The 18,588-nt window shown below is 55.6% G+C and carries 12 protein-coding genes; 4 read left to right on the plus strand and 8 right to left on the minus strand.

Features of this window, described 5'->3' with window-relative positions:
• Nucleotides 1-37 precede the first annotated feature (37 nt).
• The 6 genes from P3M64_RS13795 to P3M64_RS13820 form a co-directional block, all read right to left on the minus strand.
• Nucleotides 38-1,477: a cbb3-type cytochrome c oxidase subunit I gene (locus P3M64_RS13795; RefSeq protein WP_132939090.1), complete on the minus strand. Its 1,440-nt coding sequence runs from the start codon at nt 1,475-1,477 to the stop codon at nt 38-40.
• Nucleotides 1,470-1,898: a DUF420 domain-containing protein gene (locus tag P3M64_RS13800; protein WP_132939089.1), complete on the minus strand. Its 429-nt coding sequence runs from the start codon at nt 1,896-1,898 to the stop codon at nt 1,470-1,472. The genes P3M64_RS13795 and P3M64_RS13800 overlap by 8 nt, the downstream gene beginning before the upstream one ends.
• A gap of 314 nt (nt 1,899-2,212) precedes the next feature.
• A complete protein-coding gene (locus tag P3M64_RS13805) occupies nt 2,213-3,829 on the minus strand; it encodes a cytochrome c oxidase subunit I (RefSeq protein ID WP_132939088.1) in 1,617 nt (538 codons plus the stop codon).
• Nucleotides 3,830-3,848: 19 nt separating this feature from the next.
• On the minus strand, nt 3,849-4,580 hold the full coding sequence (coxB, locus tag P3M64_RS13810; RefSeq protein ID WP_132939087.1) for a cytochrome c oxidase subunit II: 732 nt from the start codon (nt 4,578-4,580) through the stop codon (nt 3,849-3,851).
• Nucleotides 4,577-5,410 carry an SCO family protein gene (locus tag P3M64_RS13815; protein WP_132939086.1) on the minus strand — a complete coding sequence of 278 codons (834 nt, stop codon included), beginning with the start codon at nt 5,408-5,410 and terminating at the stop codon, nt 4,577-4,579. Before P3M64_RS13815 ends, coxB begins: the two co-directional genes overlap by 4 nt.
• Before the next feature lie 35 nt (nt 5,411-5,445).
• A complete protein-coding gene (locus P3M64_RS13820) occupies nt 5,446-6,240 on the minus strand; it encodes a cytochrome c oxidase subunit 3 (protein ID WP_132939085.1) in 795 nt (264 codons plus the stop codon).
• Between the two features lie 1,065 nt (nt 6,241-7,305).
• Between P3M64_RS13820 and P3M64_RS13825 the strand changes: the two genes are divergently transcribed.
• Nucleotides 7,306-8,658: a class I SAM-dependent RNA methyltransferase gene (locus P3M64_RS13825; protein WP_132939084.1), complete on the plus strand. Its 1,353-nt coding sequence runs from the start codon at nt 7,306-7,308 to the stop codon at nt 8,656-8,658.
• Nucleotides 8,659-8,955: 297 nt separating this feature from the next.
• Nucleotides 8,956-11,961, plus strand: a complete 3,006-nt coding sequence (locus tag P3M64_RS13830; RefSeq protein ID WP_132939083.1) for a phosphoenolpyruvate carboxylase — start codon at nt 8,956-8,958, stop codon at nt 11,959-11,961.
• An 82-nt stretch (nt 11,962-12,043) separates the two neighbouring features.
• Here the strand turns inward: P3M64_RS13830 and P3M64_RS13835 are convergent, their stop codons facing one another.
• On the minus strand, nt 12,044-12,286 hold the full coding sequence (locus P3M64_RS13835) for a DUF2312 domain-containing protein (protein ID WP_132939082.1): 243 nt from the start codon (nt 12,284-12,286) through the stop codon (nt 12,044-12,046).
• A gap of 208 nt (nt 12,287-12,494) precedes the next feature.
• Nucleotides 12,495-13,406: an N-formylglutamate amidohydrolase gene (locus P3M64_RS13840; protein ID WP_132939081.1), complete on the minus strand. Its 912-nt coding sequence runs from the start codon at nt 13,404-13,406 to the stop codon at nt 12,495-12,497.
• Between the two features lie 908 nt (nt 13,407-14,314).
• Here P3M64_RS13840 and P3M64_RS13845 point away from each other — a divergent pair.
• Nucleotides 14,315-17,914, plus strand: a complete 3,600-nt coding sequence (locus P3M64_RS13845; RefSeq protein WP_132939080.1) for an EAL domain-containing protein — start codon at nt 14,315-14,317, stop codon at nt 17,912-17,914.
• A 184-nt stretch (nt 17,915-18,098) separates the two neighbouring features.
• Nucleotides 18,099-18,419 carry a rhodanese-like domain-containing protein gene (locus tag P3M64_RS13850; protein WP_165886316.1) on the plus strand — a complete coding sequence of 107 codons (321 nt, stop codon included), beginning with the start codon at nt 18,099-18,101 and terminating at the stop codon, nt 18,417-18,419.
• Nucleotides 18,420-18,588 lie beyond the last annotated feature (169 nt).

Below are 18,588 nucleotides of genomic sequence, written 5' to 3' on the forward strand. Positions count from 1 at the left end.
TGCGGCGCCTGGTTTAGAAATTGCGAATTACAATTGTTTAAATCCTTTCAGGGCGCCGGATTAAGGATGATCCGACAACCCAGACAAAAAGCGCGCCGCCGATCACCGCCAGCAGGCCGCCCGCGCCGTTCAATCCCATACCGATCTTGGCGGCCAGCGCGCTCAGGTCTTGCGCCGCGCCGGCGACCTTGCGCGCCGTGCCGTAATCCCCGGCGATGAACAGACCCACCGCCGCGGTGCTTTGTCCGACGAAGAAACACCAAATCGTGGCGAACAACAGTTTTCCCGCTTTCGGCTTACGCCCCAGAAGGGGCAGAAAAACGCTGTAGAACATGCCGATAAACGCCAGGGTCAAGCCCGCGATGATGGCGTGGTAGTGTCCCGGCGTGCGGGTGTCCGCGCCATCGACGAACAGGCCGAAAACGCCGCCCATGGCGAAAACCAGAGGAGACAGCGTAAGGCATAAAAATCCGGGATCGCGCCACGGCAGTTTTTCGCCCGCGCGGCGATGCTTAAGTAGATTGATCAGTCCGAACAGCGCGACGACGGCGGGCGCGGGGCCAAGGGCGTATTGAAGGTGGGTGAACGCCATGATCTGCCCGCCGGAGAACATATCGAAGGCGAGGTAAAACCCAAGCGAACTCACCACCGCCAGCATTAACCATGCTAGGGCGGCGATCGCGACCATGGGACACACCGGCGCGCGCCCGAGGGCGGTCGCCCCCAGAGCGTACCACGCCCCGATCAGCAGGGCTGTGTTGACGAATTGAAGGATGTGACCGCCCCCCCAAAACAGATCCTCGTTGAACGGATGGCCGATGGGGGTTCCCGCCAGATTTTTCCACGCCCATAGCACATAAATCACGGCGAACAGAAAGAAAACGGCGGCGGCGATGGCGGCCAGATTGAGCACGTCGAAACGATGGGCCGCCGTGCGCGATGGGGCCGGAATGTTAAGCAAAAGTCGGATCGCCATGAGCGCCATGGCCGCCCCCAACACGCCCAGCGCCATGTAGTAGAGCGGGTCGGTGATGACCGGGATGTAATTGTTCAAGGTCGGCTGGCCGCGGTTCATCAAGGCCGGTACGAACAGAAAAACAAAGGCGACGACCGCACCACGAAAGGCAAGATACCCAAGAGGCCTGAAGCGGGGTGCGCCGCCCGATAGGCGCACCGTCGCCAAGTGTGCGATGGCGGCGAAGACGCATAGAAAAAAGACGACGAATGAAAATACGACATGAACCACCAGCCCTTTTTTGAAAAAATTTAGGGGCCAGGGGAAAAAATCCTGAATATCGGGAACGCGTGAAAACGCAAGCAGCAGGGCGAAGGTCCCGGCGATCGCCAAGGCGCCGATGGCGAGCGCCATCCATCGCATCAACTCGTTGCGGTTGGTCGGATCGTCCATCGCCTCGGCGTAGCGTTCGAACAAAGGGGGGCGGGGCGATGATGGGGCGTGATCACATCTGCTAAGCATAGGGGTACAACCGCACGGCTAAAAAATAAACGACGACGCCGGATGCGGCGGTAAACGCCCATAGCGGCCAGGTGATGCGGACGATTTTTTTGTGCCGCTCGATCTCTCCCTTGGCGGCGCGCCATACGGCCAGCGGCACCAAGGGAACGATGGCGGCGGCGCCGATGACATGGATAAGTAGGATGGTGAAATAGATAGGGCGGATAATTCCGTGTCCGCCGAACCGGGCGAGGCCGGAATTGGCGTGGTAGATGATGTAAAAAGTCAAGAAAACGACGGAAACGGCCAGCGCCGAAATCATCGCTTTTTTGTGCGCTTGACGATTGCCGTTTTTGATCAATATCCGTCCCGCGATCAACAGGATCAGCGTGAGGGCGTTCAGCGCCGCGAGAATGTGCGGAAACGTTGAAATTTGAATCATGAGAGGATGCCGCCTTCGGTTGCCATTACGCCTGAATCAACGGCTATGGTTTTTATGTTTTTTGAAGCGGATCATGGCCCAAACTCAACGATTTTGAAGAAGATCGTCACATAAAAAAGGAGCGATATACCAAGTAAAACGGCAAATAAAGACCACTTTTTTCGTGGTGTCGTGTTGTTTTGATTCACCTTAACCCTCCGCATCTTTTCTTTATTGTTTATGTCGCTTTGCGTTTACCCATCTGCCGTATGACAAAGGGGCGGGGCGGAGATCGTGTTGCGATCTCCGCCGTTTTCGCCCGTCCGCCCAGCAGGTCAGTCCGTGTTGTAGTTGTATGGCGTCCAATTCTCATCGACGACGACATCCTCGGGAAAATTACCCGGACCCGGAGGGTTGGGGCAGTGCGTCCATTCCAAGGATTTCGACTTCCAGGGATTGTCTTCGGCGATCGGGCCGTTGATGGCGGCGTATATGAAGTTGATAAACTGCAACAACATGCCGATTCCGATGAGAAAGGCTCCGGCGGTGGCGACTTCGTGGTAGGGCTGGAATTGCGGGAACATTTCATAATTCCAGTAGCGCCGAGGCATGCCTTCGAGACCGATAATAAACAGCGGCCAGAAGGTGACGTTGACGCCGATGAAATTGCACCAAAAACTGACCACGGCCATTTTGCTGTCGGCCAAGCGTCCCGTCATCTTCGGGAACCAGTAATAGATTCCGCCAAACAGGGCGAACGCCGAAAACAACGCCATGATGAAGTGGAAGTGAGCGTGGACGAACGATGTGTCCGACAGGTGCAAGGTCAGTGACGGCAGGGCCAGCGGAATGCCGGTTAAACCGCCGACCAGGACCAGATACAGGCAGGCCGCCGCATACATCATGGCGACGTTGTAGGTGATCGCCCCCTTGTACAAGGTGCCCCATAGGGACATCACCAAAAGCCCCACGGGCACCGAAATCAGCAGGGTGGTCACCATCATGCCCAGGCGGAGCCAGTCGGGCATTCCAGCGACGTAAAGGTGATGAACCCAGACGATACCGCCGATGGCGATAATCCCCCAAATTCCGCCGTAAACCGCGATTTTATAATTAAAAATCCGATTCTTCGACATGGTGGCGATGATTTCGAATAAAATTCCCACCGCGGGCAGGAAGATCACGTAGACCGCAGGGTGGGAATAAAACCAGAACAAGTTCTGATAAAGCAGCACGTCACCGCCCGCGCTGGGGTCATAAAAGTGGGTGCCCAAATACTTGTCGAACAGCAAAAGCGTCACGGCGGCGGCAAGCACCGGAATAAAGACCAACTGCAGGACAAAGGCGGCGACCGTCGTCCACACGAACATATTTAATTGGTTCCATCCCATCCCCGGTGCGCGCATGTAGATCACGGTGACCAGGAAGTTGATGGCGCCCAAGATCGACGAGAACCCCAGCAGGTGGATGGTAAACACGTAAAACGACGTGTTCGCCATCGTGGTGACCGAATAGGGAGGGTATCCCGTCCACATGATGTCGGGGCCGTCGGGAATGACCAGACTGAGCAATGCTAGGATGATGGCGAAATAAAACAGCCAAACACTGAAGGCGTTGATGCGCGGAAAGGCGACGTCCTTGGCTCCGATCATTAGTGGTAAAAAGTAATTGGCGGCGAATCCGGTCAATCCGGGGATCAAAAAGGCCAAAATCATCACCGCGCCGTGAAAGAACAGCCACCTGTTGTATTGTGTCGGATCGGTGATGAGTTGAGCGCCGACCTGGGCTTGTTCCATCCGAATCAGAAGCGCCATGATTCCGGCGACGCCGAACGCGGCCATCGATCCGATCAGGTACAAAATGCCGATCCGCTTATGATCGGTGGTGAGTATCCACTCTTTTAAATTAAACCCGGTGTGATGGGGTAGCGTCGCACTTGCAGGTGTACTCATTGATCTCTCTCCCTCGCGATCAGCCGGCGGCGGCTTGTTTTTTGAGCCAAGCCTCGTAATCTTTTTGCGGAACGGCGCGCACCTTGGTGTACATCACCGAATGGTTCATTCCGCAGAACTCGCGACAGGTCACCACCGTATCCATGGGCTTGTCGGGATTGAACCAGATGTAAGTGATGCGTCCGGGCATGACGTCTTCGGTGACGCGGTAAGCGGGCATGCCGAACGAGTGGATGACGTCATCGGAGGACATGCGCAACACGATGGGTTGGCCGATTGGAACCACCAGTTGGTCGGTTTCCGTGCCGTCGGGATATTCGAAGGACCAATACCATTGCTGGCCGGTGACCTTGATTTCCATGGCGTTCGCCGGGACTCGGCGTTGGACGTTCCATTGCGTCCATCCATTGGCGGCGAGGAAAAAATCGTCGGCCATGAACAAGGACGCCGGAATAAGCGCCCACGCCACCGCCTGTGCGGCGGTCAGTTTGCGCCCGCCGCCGACTTGATCGGGACTTTTCGCCCTAAACTTGATCAGCATGTAAAGCGCGGCGATCATAAAGACGACACCGATCACGGTGATGTCCGTAAGCACTTCTTTCCATAGATGATCCCATCCTGCCGCGGGGTCGGGAAATCCGTCCGCCGAACCGTCCGCTCCGGTCCCTTCGGCGAAAGCGCTTGCCGCCACAAAGGCCGAGCCCAGGGTCCCCAGAAAAATCCCGGACAGCGTTGTTTCCAGTCTCCTCATGATTGTACCTCCCTCATTTTCCGCCTCCGAAAAACCAAGACCGAAATCGAAAAGGCGCTAATGCCCAAAGTGAGGGACCCGGCGCCGACGAATAGTGGAATGTTCAGTGTGTAGCTGCCCTGTGAATAGTTATAGCTATAACAAAGACTTATGGCGAAATTGATAATCTCTCGCGGTTTGAATTTCCCCTGTTTTGAATCGAGAACCGCAAGTTTGACGTCGCTGGGACTGCTGTTCAGGGCGTAAAGAACCCGGTTCAGCCGCCCCTTCGGCGTGATGAACAAAAAAGCGCCGGGATGAAAAAAGGTCGCGTCGCGGGGCGACCAGAAAAACTTGTAACCGATCTTTTTCGCAAACGGTGCGATGTCATCCGGGTTTTGGAACGTGGCGAACGTCCATCCTCGGCCCAGTTTGTCGGTCAGCCCGAGATGTTTCCTAAAAGCGCCCAAGGTTTTTAGGCTGTCATGTGAATCGAAAGACACCGTCAAGACGTGATAATCGCGCCCGATATCTAGCCCCTTGACTTGATTCAAAAGGGAATGCAGGTCCTGATTGATGACCGAACAACTGCCGTCGCAGGTGTAGTACGACAGCACCAAAATCAGCGGCTTGCCGAAATAATCGCCCAACGTAAAGGCGTTGCCGGCCTCGTCAATAAGCACGGTCTTGCCGTCAAGCTTGGTCCCTAACACCTTTTTCTCGTTGATTTGAAATGTTTTTGGGTCGATGTCCGAGTTGGGGTTGGCGCCGCCGTATTCCGCCATCGCCGAGGAAACGGCGATAACGGACCCCATGAGGGCAAGCGCTATGGAATGTATGAACGCGTTCATGTTTGTGTTCCCAATACACCGTCCGACGGCGGCTCTCACCAGAAGTAAATTTGCGAGGCGACGAAGAACCACACCACATCGACGAAATGCCAATACACCGAGGCGCAGAACACGAACGTCCGGTTGGTTCGCCCGCGCAGCGAAGGGATCAGAACCGCGAGGAACGTCGCCAGGCCGACGAAAACGTGCGAGGCGTGGAAACCCGTGATGGCGTAAAAGGCGGTGCTGTAGGCATTGGTCGAAGGGACGAAGCCCAGGTCGATCAAATGGCGGTATTCGTGAACGGTGAAGCCCAGGAAGGTGGCGCCGAGCAAAATGGTGATGATCAACCACTTGTTGAAGCCCGCATGGTTGCCGTGGTCGAGTTTTTCCTCGCCGATGTGGATGGTGACCGAGGAGCTGACCAGAAGCACCGTCATGATGGCGGGATTGAGAAGCTCGATCTCGGGCGTGCCCTCGGGCGGCCACGAATGGAAACTGAGGCGCATCATCCAGTAACTGGTGAACAACGCGAGGAAGATGAACACTTCCGAAACGATGAAAATCGGCAAGCCGACACTGGCGACGTTGGCGATCAAGGGGGTTTGGCTCAACCCTTCATCGGTCCATTTGGCGATCCCGGCGAGGAGCAGGGGAACGCCGATCCCCATAAAGACCATCGTTAACGTGTTGTCTTCATATTGGAAATGGGCGGAGAACGCCAAGATGACGGAAAAGAAAACCCCGGCCACGATGGCCAAGGGCGCCCAACTCGTCTCCCAATGATGTTCGTGATGCTGTTCCGGCGCGGATTCCACGTGCGTAGCAGACGCTGGTGCGTGTTCGTTCATTGTCCCTCCCCTTTGGACGACAAAGATAAAAATAGCCCGTATCCATGTCCTCCCTCTCTCCCAAGGGGCGTGTCGGACTGCATACGTGATGTCTTGCGTTGTGTCTTTGCGGTTCCAATCCCTGATTAAATCTCCACGCGGGAACCGAGCATAACTACAAGCCAATAGTTATTTTTATTATGGTGTTACGCCATAGCCTGTCAAATAGATTGTATAGGGTAATACCCTAAATTTTTTAGGATAATTATTAAACTAATCTAAAGATGAATAATCTAAAAACGATAATAATTTTTAAATTATCCCCTTATACGTGTTTTTAAAAAGAAGGGAATTAAAGCCAAATTTCATTGGAATGGCGCATCCGTTTAGGGGAGGGGTTTTTAAAAAATTATATTGATATCAAATGATTAAATTACATATACGCATGAATGTAAGGGGATGGATAAGCGTTGCGCCTGCACGGATATTTACGCCCGCGGTGATGGGAAGATAATTTTCATTTGATAATTTTCAGGGGGCATATTAAAGAGCGGTTTTTGGTTTTTTATATAAAAATATAATTTTCATTAGAATCATAAAAATTATTAATTTTTCTTTTATTTAGATATTCTTCATATACATACATGGAGTTTATTTTAAATATCTAATATTCATGTGGTGATGATTCGTTTGGTATATTGTGGTTTAATATCGTGTATATAATAATATGTAATTATCATTACATTTGATTAGGATTCATATTTTTTTGAGTCCTCAAAATTCAGTGCGGACGGGCGTGTTCCGGCGCGTTTTTCGAGGTGTTTCCCGTGCGCTCGCGTTTTATGTCCATTCTGGCCGTGGGTATCCCCCCATTTCGGCTTCGCCCCAGGTTCTTTCGGCTTTGCCCCTAGTTCTTTCGGCTTTGCAGTGCACAGACTTATGCCTATACAGGGACGCATTCGTATAAAATGACGATGTCACGGAACAATTCGACGCAAAATCGAGAGTGTTTCCGGTTTTATAGAAGGCTGCGTTTCGGCCCGGGAAGGCCAATGAATCGGGAAGGCCAATGAATCAGGAAGGCCAATGAAACAGGGAACCTTCGCATCGCGCCCGCGCAAGCGACGCCCGAAGAAGGGCGCCAAGTCGCCCCAAGATGGGCGCAAAATAGACGCCGAGGTCGAGACCATCGGCGGGCAGGGCGACGGCCTCGTTCACCTTGATGGCGCCCTTTATTTCGCTCCCGACACGGTGCCCGGAGACCGGATCACGGCGCGGGTGGGCGCTGCGCGCGGCGGCGGCCATGTTCTGGAAGATATCGTGCGCCATGAGGACGGTCCCACGCGTATCCGTCCGTTTTGCGGGCATGCCGGCGCATGTGGCGGTTGCGTCGCACAACACATGTCGGATGCGGCGTACCGCCTTTGGAAAGTTGAACGGATTGGCGAAGCCTTGACGCGCCGAGGGCTGGGCGACGTTGAAATTGAGCCTCTGGTGACGACGCCGCTGGGCGCGCGCCGCCGCCTTACGCTCAGTGCGGTGCGTCGTGGGGGCAAAGTTTCCCTGGGGTTCAACGCGCGCCGCGCGCATCGTGTCGTCGATCTGGAAGGGTGCCCGCTGGCGGCGCCGGCGTTGTGCGCTTTGTTCGCGCCGCTGCGCGACCTGTTCGCCGCCTTGGCGCGCGAGGGGCTGGCGCTGGACAAGGCGGTGCAAGTCCTGCTGACGGCCTGCGATGGCGGCCTCGACGCCGTGTTCCGCGCTTCTTGTGCGCCCAACCTGAATATGCGTCAACGGCTCGTCGATTTCGCCGCGCGCTTCGACCTAGCCCGAGTGTCGTGGGACAACGCCGACGGCGCGGGTCCCGAAGCCATCGTCGTGCATCGGGAACCGTATATGACCTTTGCGGGTACGCGCGTGGCCTTGCCCCAGGGGGGATTTCTACAAGCCAGCGCCGAGGGTGAACGCGCCATTACCGCGGCCATCGCCCGGCGTGTCGGCGGGGCGGCGCGCATCGCCGAGCTGTATTGCGGCATGGGCAGTTTTACCTTCGCCCTGGCGCAAATCGCGCCGGTTTTCGCCGTCGAGGGCTTCGCTCCCGCAGTACGCGCACTGGAAAGGGCGGCAGGTCGGGCAGGTTTGGGTGGCATGATTAGGGCCGAGGTGCGCGATCTCGATCGCGCGCCCCTAGATGCGCGGGAGCTTAAGCGATTTGACACCGTTGTTTTCGATCCTCCGCGCGCGGGGGCGGCGGCGCAGGCGGCGGCCTTGGCGCACGGCGCGGCGCGCACGATTGTTGCGGTCTCGTGCAACCCGGCGACGTTCGCCCGCGATGCGCGCATCCTTGTTGACGGCGGCTACGCCTTACAATCGTTGACGCCGATCGATCAGTTTGCGTATTCCGCGCACGTCGAACTGGTCGCCGGGTTCGCTAAGAAATAACGCGCGCGCCGCGCCGGGCTGGGCCGGGGGAGGGGAAGGCGAAAGAAGGGCGCGATGGAAGGGGCCGTTCGACGGTGGCGAAGATAAAAAGATCTAAAAAATTAAGGGGCTGTAATAAATTAAGGGGCTGTAATATATGCGCCGACCCTTTGCAAACGTCGTCCGATGGGCTACAACCTCAACGTTATTTCCATTCTTAGAAATATACCGATCCCGACCTTAGCGCGAACGGACAGTATGTTTCTTGCTCAGTTTTTTCTTGCGCAACGCCGGAACGATTAGGGGGGGGCTGTGACCGTGAGCGCCGAACGCACATTGACGCCGGATGAACTTTGCCGGATCCAAGAATCGATTTTGCCCGAAGCTTGCGCTTTGCGCGGTGAACTGGTGGCGGCCATGGAGGGCTATCAAGAAGAAGCCCGCGAAAGCCACTTGCAATCACCCTCGCGGCAATTGGCGATTTACCTCTCTCGCCAGGTCCAAGGTGGACGGGTAACGCAAAAAGACTTGGGCGATTTGGTCCATTTGCTGACGGGGAATGCCTTTTTATACCGCGCCCGAAAACTGCGCCGTTACGTCGGCGAGACCGGGATCGCGGAAAATACCCGCCTTCTGACGGCGGTGTTCGAGGGATTGGCCCACGAAAATCCAACATCGGAGGGGGGGGACGGCGTCCTTTTACCCTTCGCGGAATTTCGCGCACGCGTCGAGCGGGAAATTTTCGGTATCGTGATCACCGCCCACCCGACCTTTTCGATCTCTCAGCGTCTGACCCGGATTCTCGCCCAATTGGCGAGCGGGACCGATGGCGAGGGGGTTTCGCTGAGCGGCGATGATGTCGCCGCGCTGGTGCGCGAGGCGACCCAGGCCGCCCACGGCGATGCGAAACGGATTGATTTGGAGGCGGAAAACGCCTTCGCCCTGATGGCGATCGGGAATATTCACGCGGCCCTGGAACGGGTGTACGGGGTTATCTTGGATGTCGCCTCGCGCCTGTACCCGGAAGATTGGCGCACGCTGACGCCCCGCGTGCTGACGGTCGCCAGTTGGGTCGGCTACGATCTCGATGGCCGTTCCGATATTGGCTGGTCGGACACCTTGTGTGCGCGCATGGTCGTCGAGGCGATTCAAATCAAGCGTTATCGCGATGCTCTGCACGATTTCGCCGAAGAACTGGACCAGGATGAGGGACGGCGGAGCGCGGTCGATGCCCTGCGCGAAAGCGCCCTGCGGCTCGTGCGCAGTCACGACGAACTGTGCGCGGAAATTGAAACACTGAAAACGGAAATGTCTACTCCCGACGCGGTCGCCGCCTTCGCGCGTCGCTTGTCGGCGACGCTGCCCACGCGCTTGGTCCATGTGGCGGAACTGATTGATGCGGTTAACACGGCGATTGCCGAGGAATGTGCGCAAGAGAGCGTGCGGGAGGATCGGGTGCGTCGGTTGAGCGTACTGCGCGCGGAAATGGCCAACTTCGGTCTTGCCCACGCCCATACGCACGTGCGGATCAACGCCAACCAGTTAACCAACGCCATTCGCAAACAGATTGGGTTGGATGGCGCACCGGACGATTCCACCAATAAGCGCCGTTTCATGCGCGAATTGAACGAACTGTTGGATGACGTCGAAACGGTGGCGATCAATTTCGGCTCGATCCTCAGTGAAAACATGTCGGCGCGGCGCATTTTCATGGTTGTCGCGAAAATGCTCAAGTATGTCGATGCCGACGAACCGGTGCGCTTCTTGATCGCCGAGTGCAACACCTCCTTCACGGTGCTATGTGCGCTATATTTCGCCAAATTGTTTGGCGTCGAGAGTAAAATCGATATCTCTCCACTGTTCGAAACCCCCGTGGCGATGGAACACGGCCACGACATTATTGGCGAGCTTTTGGAAAACCCGCATTACCGCGACTACATCCGCGTGCGCGGGCGATTGTGCATCCAAACGGGATTTTCCGACGCCGGGCGCTATATCGGCCAGGTTTCGGCGTCCCTGGCGATCGAACGCATTCGTATGCTGTTGGCGCGCCGCCTCGCCAAGCACGATTTGGTGGGCATTGATCTTGTGATTTTTGACACGCACGGCGAATCCATAGGCCGCGGGGCGCACCCGGTTTCGTTCGCCGACCGTTTGGATTACACCTATCCGCCCGCGTCCCGTGCAGCGTTCGCCAGAGCCGGGGTTTTTGTCAAACAAGAGGTTAGTTTTCAAGGTGGCGACGGCTATGTTTATTTTTCCACCCCGGACATGGCGTTCGCGACGGTATGCCGCCTGCTCACCCACGCCGTCGGCAAGGCGTATCGCGCGGATGACGATCCCGATGTTTTTTACGAAGATACGGACTATTCCTTGGACTTTTTCCTGACCGCCAAGGATTTCAACGATCGCCTGATCGACAATCCCGATTACGCCGGAATGCTGAACTTGTTCGGCCCCAACCTGATGTATCCGACGGGCTCGCGCAAGGTGAAGCGCCAATATGAAGGCGCGGGAGCCGCGGACCAAAGCCATCCCTCGCAGATTAGAGCGATCCCTCACAACAGTATCTTGCAACAGATCGGGTACCTATCCAATTCAATGAGCGGTATCGGCAAGGCGATCGCCAAGGATCCGGATCGTTTTGTCGAGATTTTTGCCGCCTCCGACCGTTGCCGACGGTTCGTGTCGTTGGTCGCCTCGGCGCGCAATCTGTCCAACCTAGACGCCATGAACGGCTACGTCGCCCTTTACGATCCGGTGATCTGGTTGCGCCGGGCGTTCGTCGAAAAGGACCCGAAACGGGCGCAGCAGATGCAGCTTCTGGCGCGGCTTTTGCGCACCGGAGGGCGGCACGAGGAGATGAATCGCGTCCTGCGGATTTTTCTTAACGACACCCTCAACCTCGATCGCGGGCTGGAGGCCGTCAAGGCCGAGACAATGCTGCCCGATATGGCGCGCGCGTGCTATCCGGATCTAGATCTTCTGCACGCCGTGCGCATCGCTCTGATACACGAGATATTTCTGTTGGCGACCCAGCTGCCCAAGTTTACGAGCCACCAGGAATTCACCATGGACGATGTCATCAGCGATATTCTTCATCTCGATCTGGACCACGCCCTCGAAGTTTTGTGTACGACCTTCCCCAAGACCGTGCGCACCTTCGGCGCCGAACTTTTCGGCGAACCGGCGAGCTATCAGTCGGACGATTCGCAAAGTTATCAGCGCGAACATGCCGAATTGTTCGAACCGATGCGGCAACTATACGACCTGGTGCGCCGGGTCAGCACGGCGATCGCGCACATCGTCGGCGCGGTCGGCTGACTTCGCGCCCCGGCGGGGTTTTCGACGGTCAATACATGGAGTTTGGCAGGGCGGATAAGTTGGAGAGGCAAGCGCTTTTGCGCTACATCCCCAGGGCTCGCTTATAGATGTCGAGAATTTCTTCCTGCTCCTGACGGTCTTGCTGATCCATTTTGCGCAACCGGATGATTTGGCGCAGAATTTTGACATCGAACCCCGTTCCCTTGGCTTCGGAATAGACTTCCTTGATATCGGTGGCCAGGGCTGTTTTTTCTTCCTCGAGACGCTCGATACGTTCGACGAAGGATCGCAGATGATCGGCCGCAACGCCGCCTACGTCAGTCATGAAATATCCTTTTGCGGTTTGTCGTGTGTTTGACGATCGGCGAACGGCTCCACCGTTCGCGCAGGGCGAAGATACACGCGCCGCCTTCCGCGAGGCAAGCCATCCGTTGCGAATTCAATGTTTGATGACGTTCGCCATGAGAGGGGGCGATCATGAGAAGGGGCGATAAAGCATACCCGCCGCCCTGGGGCGTGCGGGAAAAACGACTTTAAAATTCGCTATCGTTCGCACCTTGGGCCAAGACGGAGGAGCGGTAGAGCTTTTTTTCGGCCAAAATTTGCGTCAGGACGTTCGCCAGAAGGCCCGCCCACCGGTCGCAATCGTCGGGGGTCGCGCAAAGATCCTGTCGTATTTCGACGGCGCAATGGGGCAGCCCTCGGCTTCCCGCATGCTTTTCCATGGTATAGGCGACATCCCGGCCGGAGTACGGCGCGTTATCGCCCACGTTCAAACGCCCGCTTTGGCGTAATTTATCCATGAGCGGTATCGCCAGACGAGGGTCGCGGTTCCACAAGACGCCGATTTCCCATGGACGATGCGTCCCGTTCATGTGCGGCGTGAAACTGTGCACGGAAAAAACGACGGGCGCCGTTCCTTGCCCTTCGAGGGTTTCGATATGCCGGTGAATGGCGCGGTGATAGGGGGTAAAAAAGGTTTTACGCCGTGCGTGTTGCATGATCTCGCCGACATCCTGGTTGCCGGGAATGGTCACGCAATCGCTGACGGCAGGGATGGATTGTGGGTGCCCCGGCGCACGGTTGAGGTCGATCAGGAGGCGGGAATAATTCGCAATTACCGCCGTCGCCTGCATCTTTTTTGCGAGCGATGTCGCGATGCGCCGCGTGCCGATATCGTAGGCGATGTGCATGTCAAGGTGTGATGGCGCCAGCCCCAAGGTGTTCATCGCGTCGGGGAACGCGCGCCCCGCATGGTCCGCGACGATGAACAGAGGGCACGAGGCGCGCGCGGAAACAACGTCGAAAACGGGAGGGTCGTTTTCACCGATCAGAGATATCGTATCTAGGCCGGATATCGTATTCATGTGCGGAATATAGAATACCGTGACGTCAAGGAGAAGAACCTTTACGTGGGACGCGCGAAATATTCGCATATCGATCATGCGCCGCCATCTCGACGGGCCTGCCGTATCCGCGTTGGGGGCTTGCGCGTGCGGACAAGGCGGCCCCGTGAAGATAAAGCCCGGGGTACGTCAGGGGGTCGGCATGCTTACATACGGATATTGTATTTTTAATTGTATAATTATTGTGATTTATATAAATATATAATTTATAGTTGCATATGTATAAAACAAAAACATAAATATATTTCAATGTATTGTGCAATGTTTTATAATTATTGAATTATAGTTGAGTTATAAAATTAAAATTTACATTTTATGGTATGAATACTATTATTTGTACTTAAGCGTATGGCTTGTTTATTTTGAAGTAGAAGTGGCGTTATTTTTTTTCCGTGACGTGCGCGCCTCTCCATGGGGTGAGGGGTATTGGCGTACGATCCCGATATGGGAAATGAGGGGATGGTTGAAAAGGAACGAGGGGGGAGGCGTAAGGCCCGGCGCGTGCGCGCCTGGCGCAAGAATGTTGTGGGATATGTATATGTTCGCGCTGTATACCATCAAAACCAAAAAGGTCGCCGCGACGAAAAATAACATCCTGTCCAGCATGCGCTGTCCTCCTCCGCAAGGGTGGGGCAACCTCAAGATACGGGAATAGGGCGATTGGGCGCCTTTTTGTAAGACAACGCCTTGATGGATAGTTTTCATCCGATCGGGTATAACCAACTCTCGGCAACGGCGGGACGATATGGAGTTTTCGACTCTCGGCGTCCTTTCGAATAGAAAATGGGATTGATTTTTTGGGGTATCGCAGTCGGGCGCGCCGGTATTTTTTACGCTTGTTTGTTCCAAGCTGTTTGTTTTTGGCAGCCGTATTCGGATACGCTTATTACTCCGAAAAAGAGGTCCAGAATGTATTTGTCGCCGAACGCGAGGAATTACATTTGGAAATGGGCGCTCAGCGCGTGCGCGATCATCTCGGGCATGCCTTGCAGAATTTGCGTTCCCTGACCGGATTGCAGAGCCTGAGCCGCTTTGAAAATGAATCCGAACAGGCGAGACTGGAGGTGCTGTCCAAGCATCTCCTTGCTTTTGCGGGATGGCGCGACAGCTATCGACGGATTCGCCTTTTCGATGCAAAAGGGGAAGAACGCGTTCGCATCGACTTCAACAAAGGCAAGGGGACGGTGATTTCCGATCAGGCCCTGAAGCGCGACCGCGACCGACGTTTTTTCTCCGATGTTTTCAGGCTGAACGCAGGGCAGGTTTTTATTTCTCCTTTTGAGTTGGAGCGTAAAAACAGAAAAATTGTTCATCCGTATAGACTGCAAATTCACATTGGCGCACCGATGTTCGACGGCGCGGGGCGTAAAAAAGGCGCCCTGATCATTACCCTCGCGGGGGAGGCCATTATCAACACGTTCCTTGACGGTCTGGGGGAAAGTGCGCGTTACGCCATGGTCCTCAATCGCGGTGGATATTGGTTGCACAGTCCCGATCCGAGGGAATTGTGGGGATTTCAATTGGATCACGGCGGGTCGTTCCGACAAAAATACCCCGAAGCTTGGCGTAAGATCATCACCAGCGATCGGGGGCAATTTTACCAGGAACTCGGTCTGTTTACCTTTCGAACGATCCACCCTCTAGACAATCGGCTGTCGCCCCCCCATAGAGGCGGAGACGTCGATGCGCGCCCGACAAGCAATGGGGATGGGAAATATTTTTGGAAACTAATCACTTTTGTGCCGCAATCGGCGCTAGAGGCCAGGGTGGCCGGCATCAAGTGGAAGCTTTTGTGGCTGTTTGTTCCGATCGTGATGTTGGTGTTTGGCGGCGCCGTCGCCATCGCCACGGCCATGGCGAAGCGCCGGGAGTTTGAACTGCGCCTCAAGGAGGCCAATGAAAACCTAGAACAAAATATCGAAAAGCGAACGCGGACCTTGGAGGCGGAAATCGAAAGCCGAATCCGCGCCGAAACGGCCCTGCGCGAATCGAGCGGGCTGATTGACCTCCAACAATCCGTGGCGGCGGCGGCCAACGTGTCGGAGACGCCGCAAGAGGCTTTGTTGATCTGTTTGCGCGATATTGCGGCATATTGTGGGTGCCCCGTGGCGCATGCCTACATGGTGCACGAGGACGCCCCGGACCTCCTTAAACCTTCGGATCTTTGGGTGAACCAACATCCCAGGCGTTACGGAGAATTTACCCGTTTGACCATGGCTACGGGGCTGTGCCGGGGGGAAGGGTTGGCCGGGCGCGTTCTCGCAACCGCCGAGCCGGTATGGGTGACGAAAATTCGCGATGAACTGGATGTTCCGCGCGCCCGGGTGGCCGTCGGTCTTGGTTTGAAATCGGCGTTCGCCTTTCCCGTTCTCGCCGGGCGAGACGTCGTCGCCGTATTGGAATTTTTTTCGTCCGATGAGATGGAACAGGACGCCGGCCTGTTTTACATGCTGCTGGATATCGGCGGGCAGCTGGGGCGCGTTTTTGAACGCAGGCGCGCCCAAGACGCCCTGTCCAAGGTCGGGGCGTCGTTGGCCAATTCGCAGCGTATCGCGCAACTGGGCAACTGGGAGTGGTCGGTGGATAGCGGCGCGGTGTGGGCTTCTGCGGAGTTTTGCCGGATTTTCGGGGTTGAGTCCGAATCGAGGGTGCTTCTCACGGATATCGTTAAGGCGATTTCCGAAAACGACCATGACCGCTTTTTGAAAACCCTGGATGATAGCCGTCATGGGTGTGAGGATCATGAAATCGAGTGCACGATTGTGCGCCGTGATGGTCAGCGCCGCTACCTGCGTTTTCTGATCAATGCCGAATGCGTGGCCAATCGTGCGGTAAAAATCATTTTGATCGTACAGGATATTACCGATCACGAGGCCGACCGCCAATTGCTCCGTAAATTATCCTTGGCCGTTGAACAAAGCCCCGCCAGCGTCGTGATTAGCGATGTCAATGGGGTCATCGAGTATGTCAACCGGCGATTCTGTGACACCACCGGGTATCGGCCCGATGAAATACTAGGGAAAAACCCCACCGAAGGGGCGAGCGGAGAAATTTCGAGCGGCGCCTACCTCAAGTTGTGGGAAAAAATGGAAACCGGGGAAACATGGAGCGGAGAGGTCCTTAACCGGCGTAAAAACGGAGAAGAGTACTGGGAATACAGCTCTATTTCGCCGATCAAGGATGAGCACGGTCTGATCACCAATTTTCTCGCCATCATGGAAGATATTTCGGTGCGCAAAAAATATGAGGAACAACTTTTGCACCGGGCGAACTACGACGACCTGACCGACCTTCCGAACCGGGTTCTGTCTTTGGATCGTTTGACCCAGAGCATCGAAAGAGCCAAGCGCGATGACGGCACCGGCGCCGTATTTTTCGTCGATTTGGATGATTTCAAATCGATCAACGACACCAAGGGGCACGATGTCGGCGACCGCATCTTGATCGAAGTCGGCAGGCGGCTGCAAGGTTGTGTGCGTAAGGTTGACACCGTGGCGCGCATGGGTGGGGATGAATTTGAAATTATTATAGAAGCTCAAAAATCGTCCGTTATGATCGAGCAGGCCGCCCGCGACATCATCGACGCCTTTACCGTCCCTTTTCATATCGATCGTTACGAATTTTTCATCTCCGCCAGCGTTGGCATTACGCTGTTTCCCTCCGATGGCGATGATCCCCAGGTTTTGCGATCGCACGCCGATGCGGCCTTATTTAGGGCGAAAGACCTCGGGCGCAACAACTACCAGTTCTTCACCGCGGAAATGAATGAGAAAACCGCGCGCCGCGTGCGCCTTGAGACGGCGTTGCGTTATGCGCTCGAACGCAATGAACTGAGCATAAATTACCAACCCATCGTTGATATTCAAACGCGCCGACCGATCGGCGCCGAGGCGTTGCTGCGTTGGAACAACCCGCAAATGGGCGCGATCGGTCCCGACACCTTTATTCCCATCGCCGAGAGCACGGGCCTGATTGTTCCGATCGGCGCGTGGGTGATGAACAAGGCGTGCCGCGACGCCGAACTCTGGCGCAAGCAAACGGGGCGTGACCTTTTCGTCGCGGTCAACACCTCGTCGCGGCAGTACAGGGACGGGGCGATGGCCGACACCATAAACACGGCGTTGGCGCAAAGCAAATTGCCGCCCGACTGTCTTGAAGTTGAAATCACGGAGAGCCTCTTGATCGAGGGAGGTAACGTGAGTAGCGAATTGGACCGTCTAAAGGCGCTCGGCGTTAAATTATCGATCGATGATTTTGGCACCGGATACTCGTCTTTGAGCTATTTGAAGCGGTTTCCTCTCGATACGTTGAAGGTCGATAAATCCTTCGTCAATGACGTCACCGTCGATAAGGAAGACGCCGAGTTGGTGCGCGCGATTATCGCCATGGCCCATTCCCTTGAGTTGTGTGTGATCGCCGAAGGTGTCGAAACCGAGGATCAACTTGATTTTTTCGCCAAAGAAGGGGGGGACCTGATCCAGGGTTTTTATTACAGCCGCCCCCTTCCCCTGGATAAATTCATGGACTACCTGAAGGCGTTTGATTGAACGTTGTCTGGCGCTCCACGGCGAACGAAACTTTCTTGCGAAGAGGGGGAATGCAGAGCCGTTGTATTCCCCCGTCTTTTATATTAGATAAACCTCAACAATTAAGCGATAACGCATAACCTTCCGGCGCGAAAGCGATCCCGGGGGCGGCGAAGCACGACAATCGGCTATGGAGAAGGCAAAGATGGGCATTAAGGATATTGATCCCTACACGGTTAAGGACTGGTTGGTTCAGGACAAGGCGATTTTGGTGGACGTGCGCGAGGCCCATGAGCATGCGCGTGAGCATATCGCGTTGGCCCACCACGTTCCGTTGTCGTGTTTCGACCCCTCTCGAATTCCCGTCGCCGAGGGAAAAAGTGTCGTTTATTATTGCGCCTCGGGTGCGCGCACGGCTCAATTTGGTCATCATCTGACGCGGGCGCTTGGCGATTTTTGCGACGTTTACCACCTGTCCGGGGGAATATTCGCCTGGAAAATGGCCGGTTTCGAAACCGAGATCTAGTGGTTTGAGTTTAACATTTGAGTCCGATGCAATTGGACACAAATGCGTGAAGAAATCAAACTGCAACAAAAAGATAGATAGTGGTCGGCCCGATGGTTCGCAGGAGCGAAACGTCGGCCCGATCCACTAGAACGCCCCCGGTGGGGGCCGGGTGGGGCTAAAGAACGGG

This window comes from Varunaivibrio sulfuroxidans, from assembly GCF_029318635.1.
In the GTDB taxonomy this organism is placed as follows: Bacteria; Pseudomonadota; Alphaproteobacteria; order Rhodospirillales; family Magnetovibrionaceae; genus Varunaivibrio; species Varunaivibrio sulfuroxidans.

What these genes read in the sequence shown, in the direction of transcription:
- P3M64_RS13850 (WP_165886316.1), top strand. Translation starts at nt 18,099, where the DNA reads ATGGGCATTAAGGATATTGATCCCTACACGGTTAAGGACTGGTTGGTT.
- P3M64_RS13845 (WP_132939080.1), top strand. Translation starts at nt 14,315, where the DNA reads ATGGGCGCTCAGCGCGTGCGCGATCATCTCGGGCATGCCTTGCAGAAT.
- coxB (WP_132939087.1), bottom strand. Translation starts at nt 4,580, where the DNA reads ATGAGGAGACTGGAAACAACGCTGTCCGGGATTTTTCTGGGGACCCTG.
- P3M64_RS13800 (WP_132939089.1), bottom strand. Translation starts at nt 1,898, where the DNA reads ATGATTCAAATTTCAACGTTTCCGCACATTCTCGCGGCGCTGAACGCC.
- P3M64_RS13840 (WP_132939081.1), bottom strand. Translation starts at nt 13,406, where the DNA reads ATGATCGATATGCGAATATTTCGCGCGTCCCACGTAAAGGTTCTTCTC.
- P3M64_RS13835 (WP_132939082.1), bottom strand. Translation starts at nt 12,286, where the DNA reads ATGACTGACGTAGGCGGCGTTGCGGCCGATCATCTGCGATCCTTCGTC.
- P3M64_RS13815 (WP_132939086.1), bottom strand. Translation starts at nt 5,410, where the DNA reads ATGAACGCGTTCATACATTCCATAGCGCTTGCCCTCATGGGGTCCGTT.
- P3M64_RS13820 (WP_132939085.1), bottom strand. Translation starts at nt 6,240, where the DNA reads ATGAACGAACACGCACCAGCGTCTGCTACGCACGTGGAATCCGCGCCG.
- P3M64_RS13805 (WP_132939088.1), bottom strand. Translation starts at nt 3,829, where the DNA reads ATGAGTACACCTGCAAGTGCGACGCTACCCCATCACACCGGGTTTAAT.
- P3M64_RS13825 (WP_132939084.1), top strand. Translation starts at nt 7,306, where the DNA reads ATGAAACAGGGAACCTTCGCATCGCGCCCGCGCAAGCGACGCCCGAAG.
- P3M64_RS13795 (WP_132939090.1), bottom strand. Translation starts at nt 1,477, where the DNA reads ATGCTTAGCAGATGTGATCACGCCCCATCATCGCCCCGCCCCCCTTTG.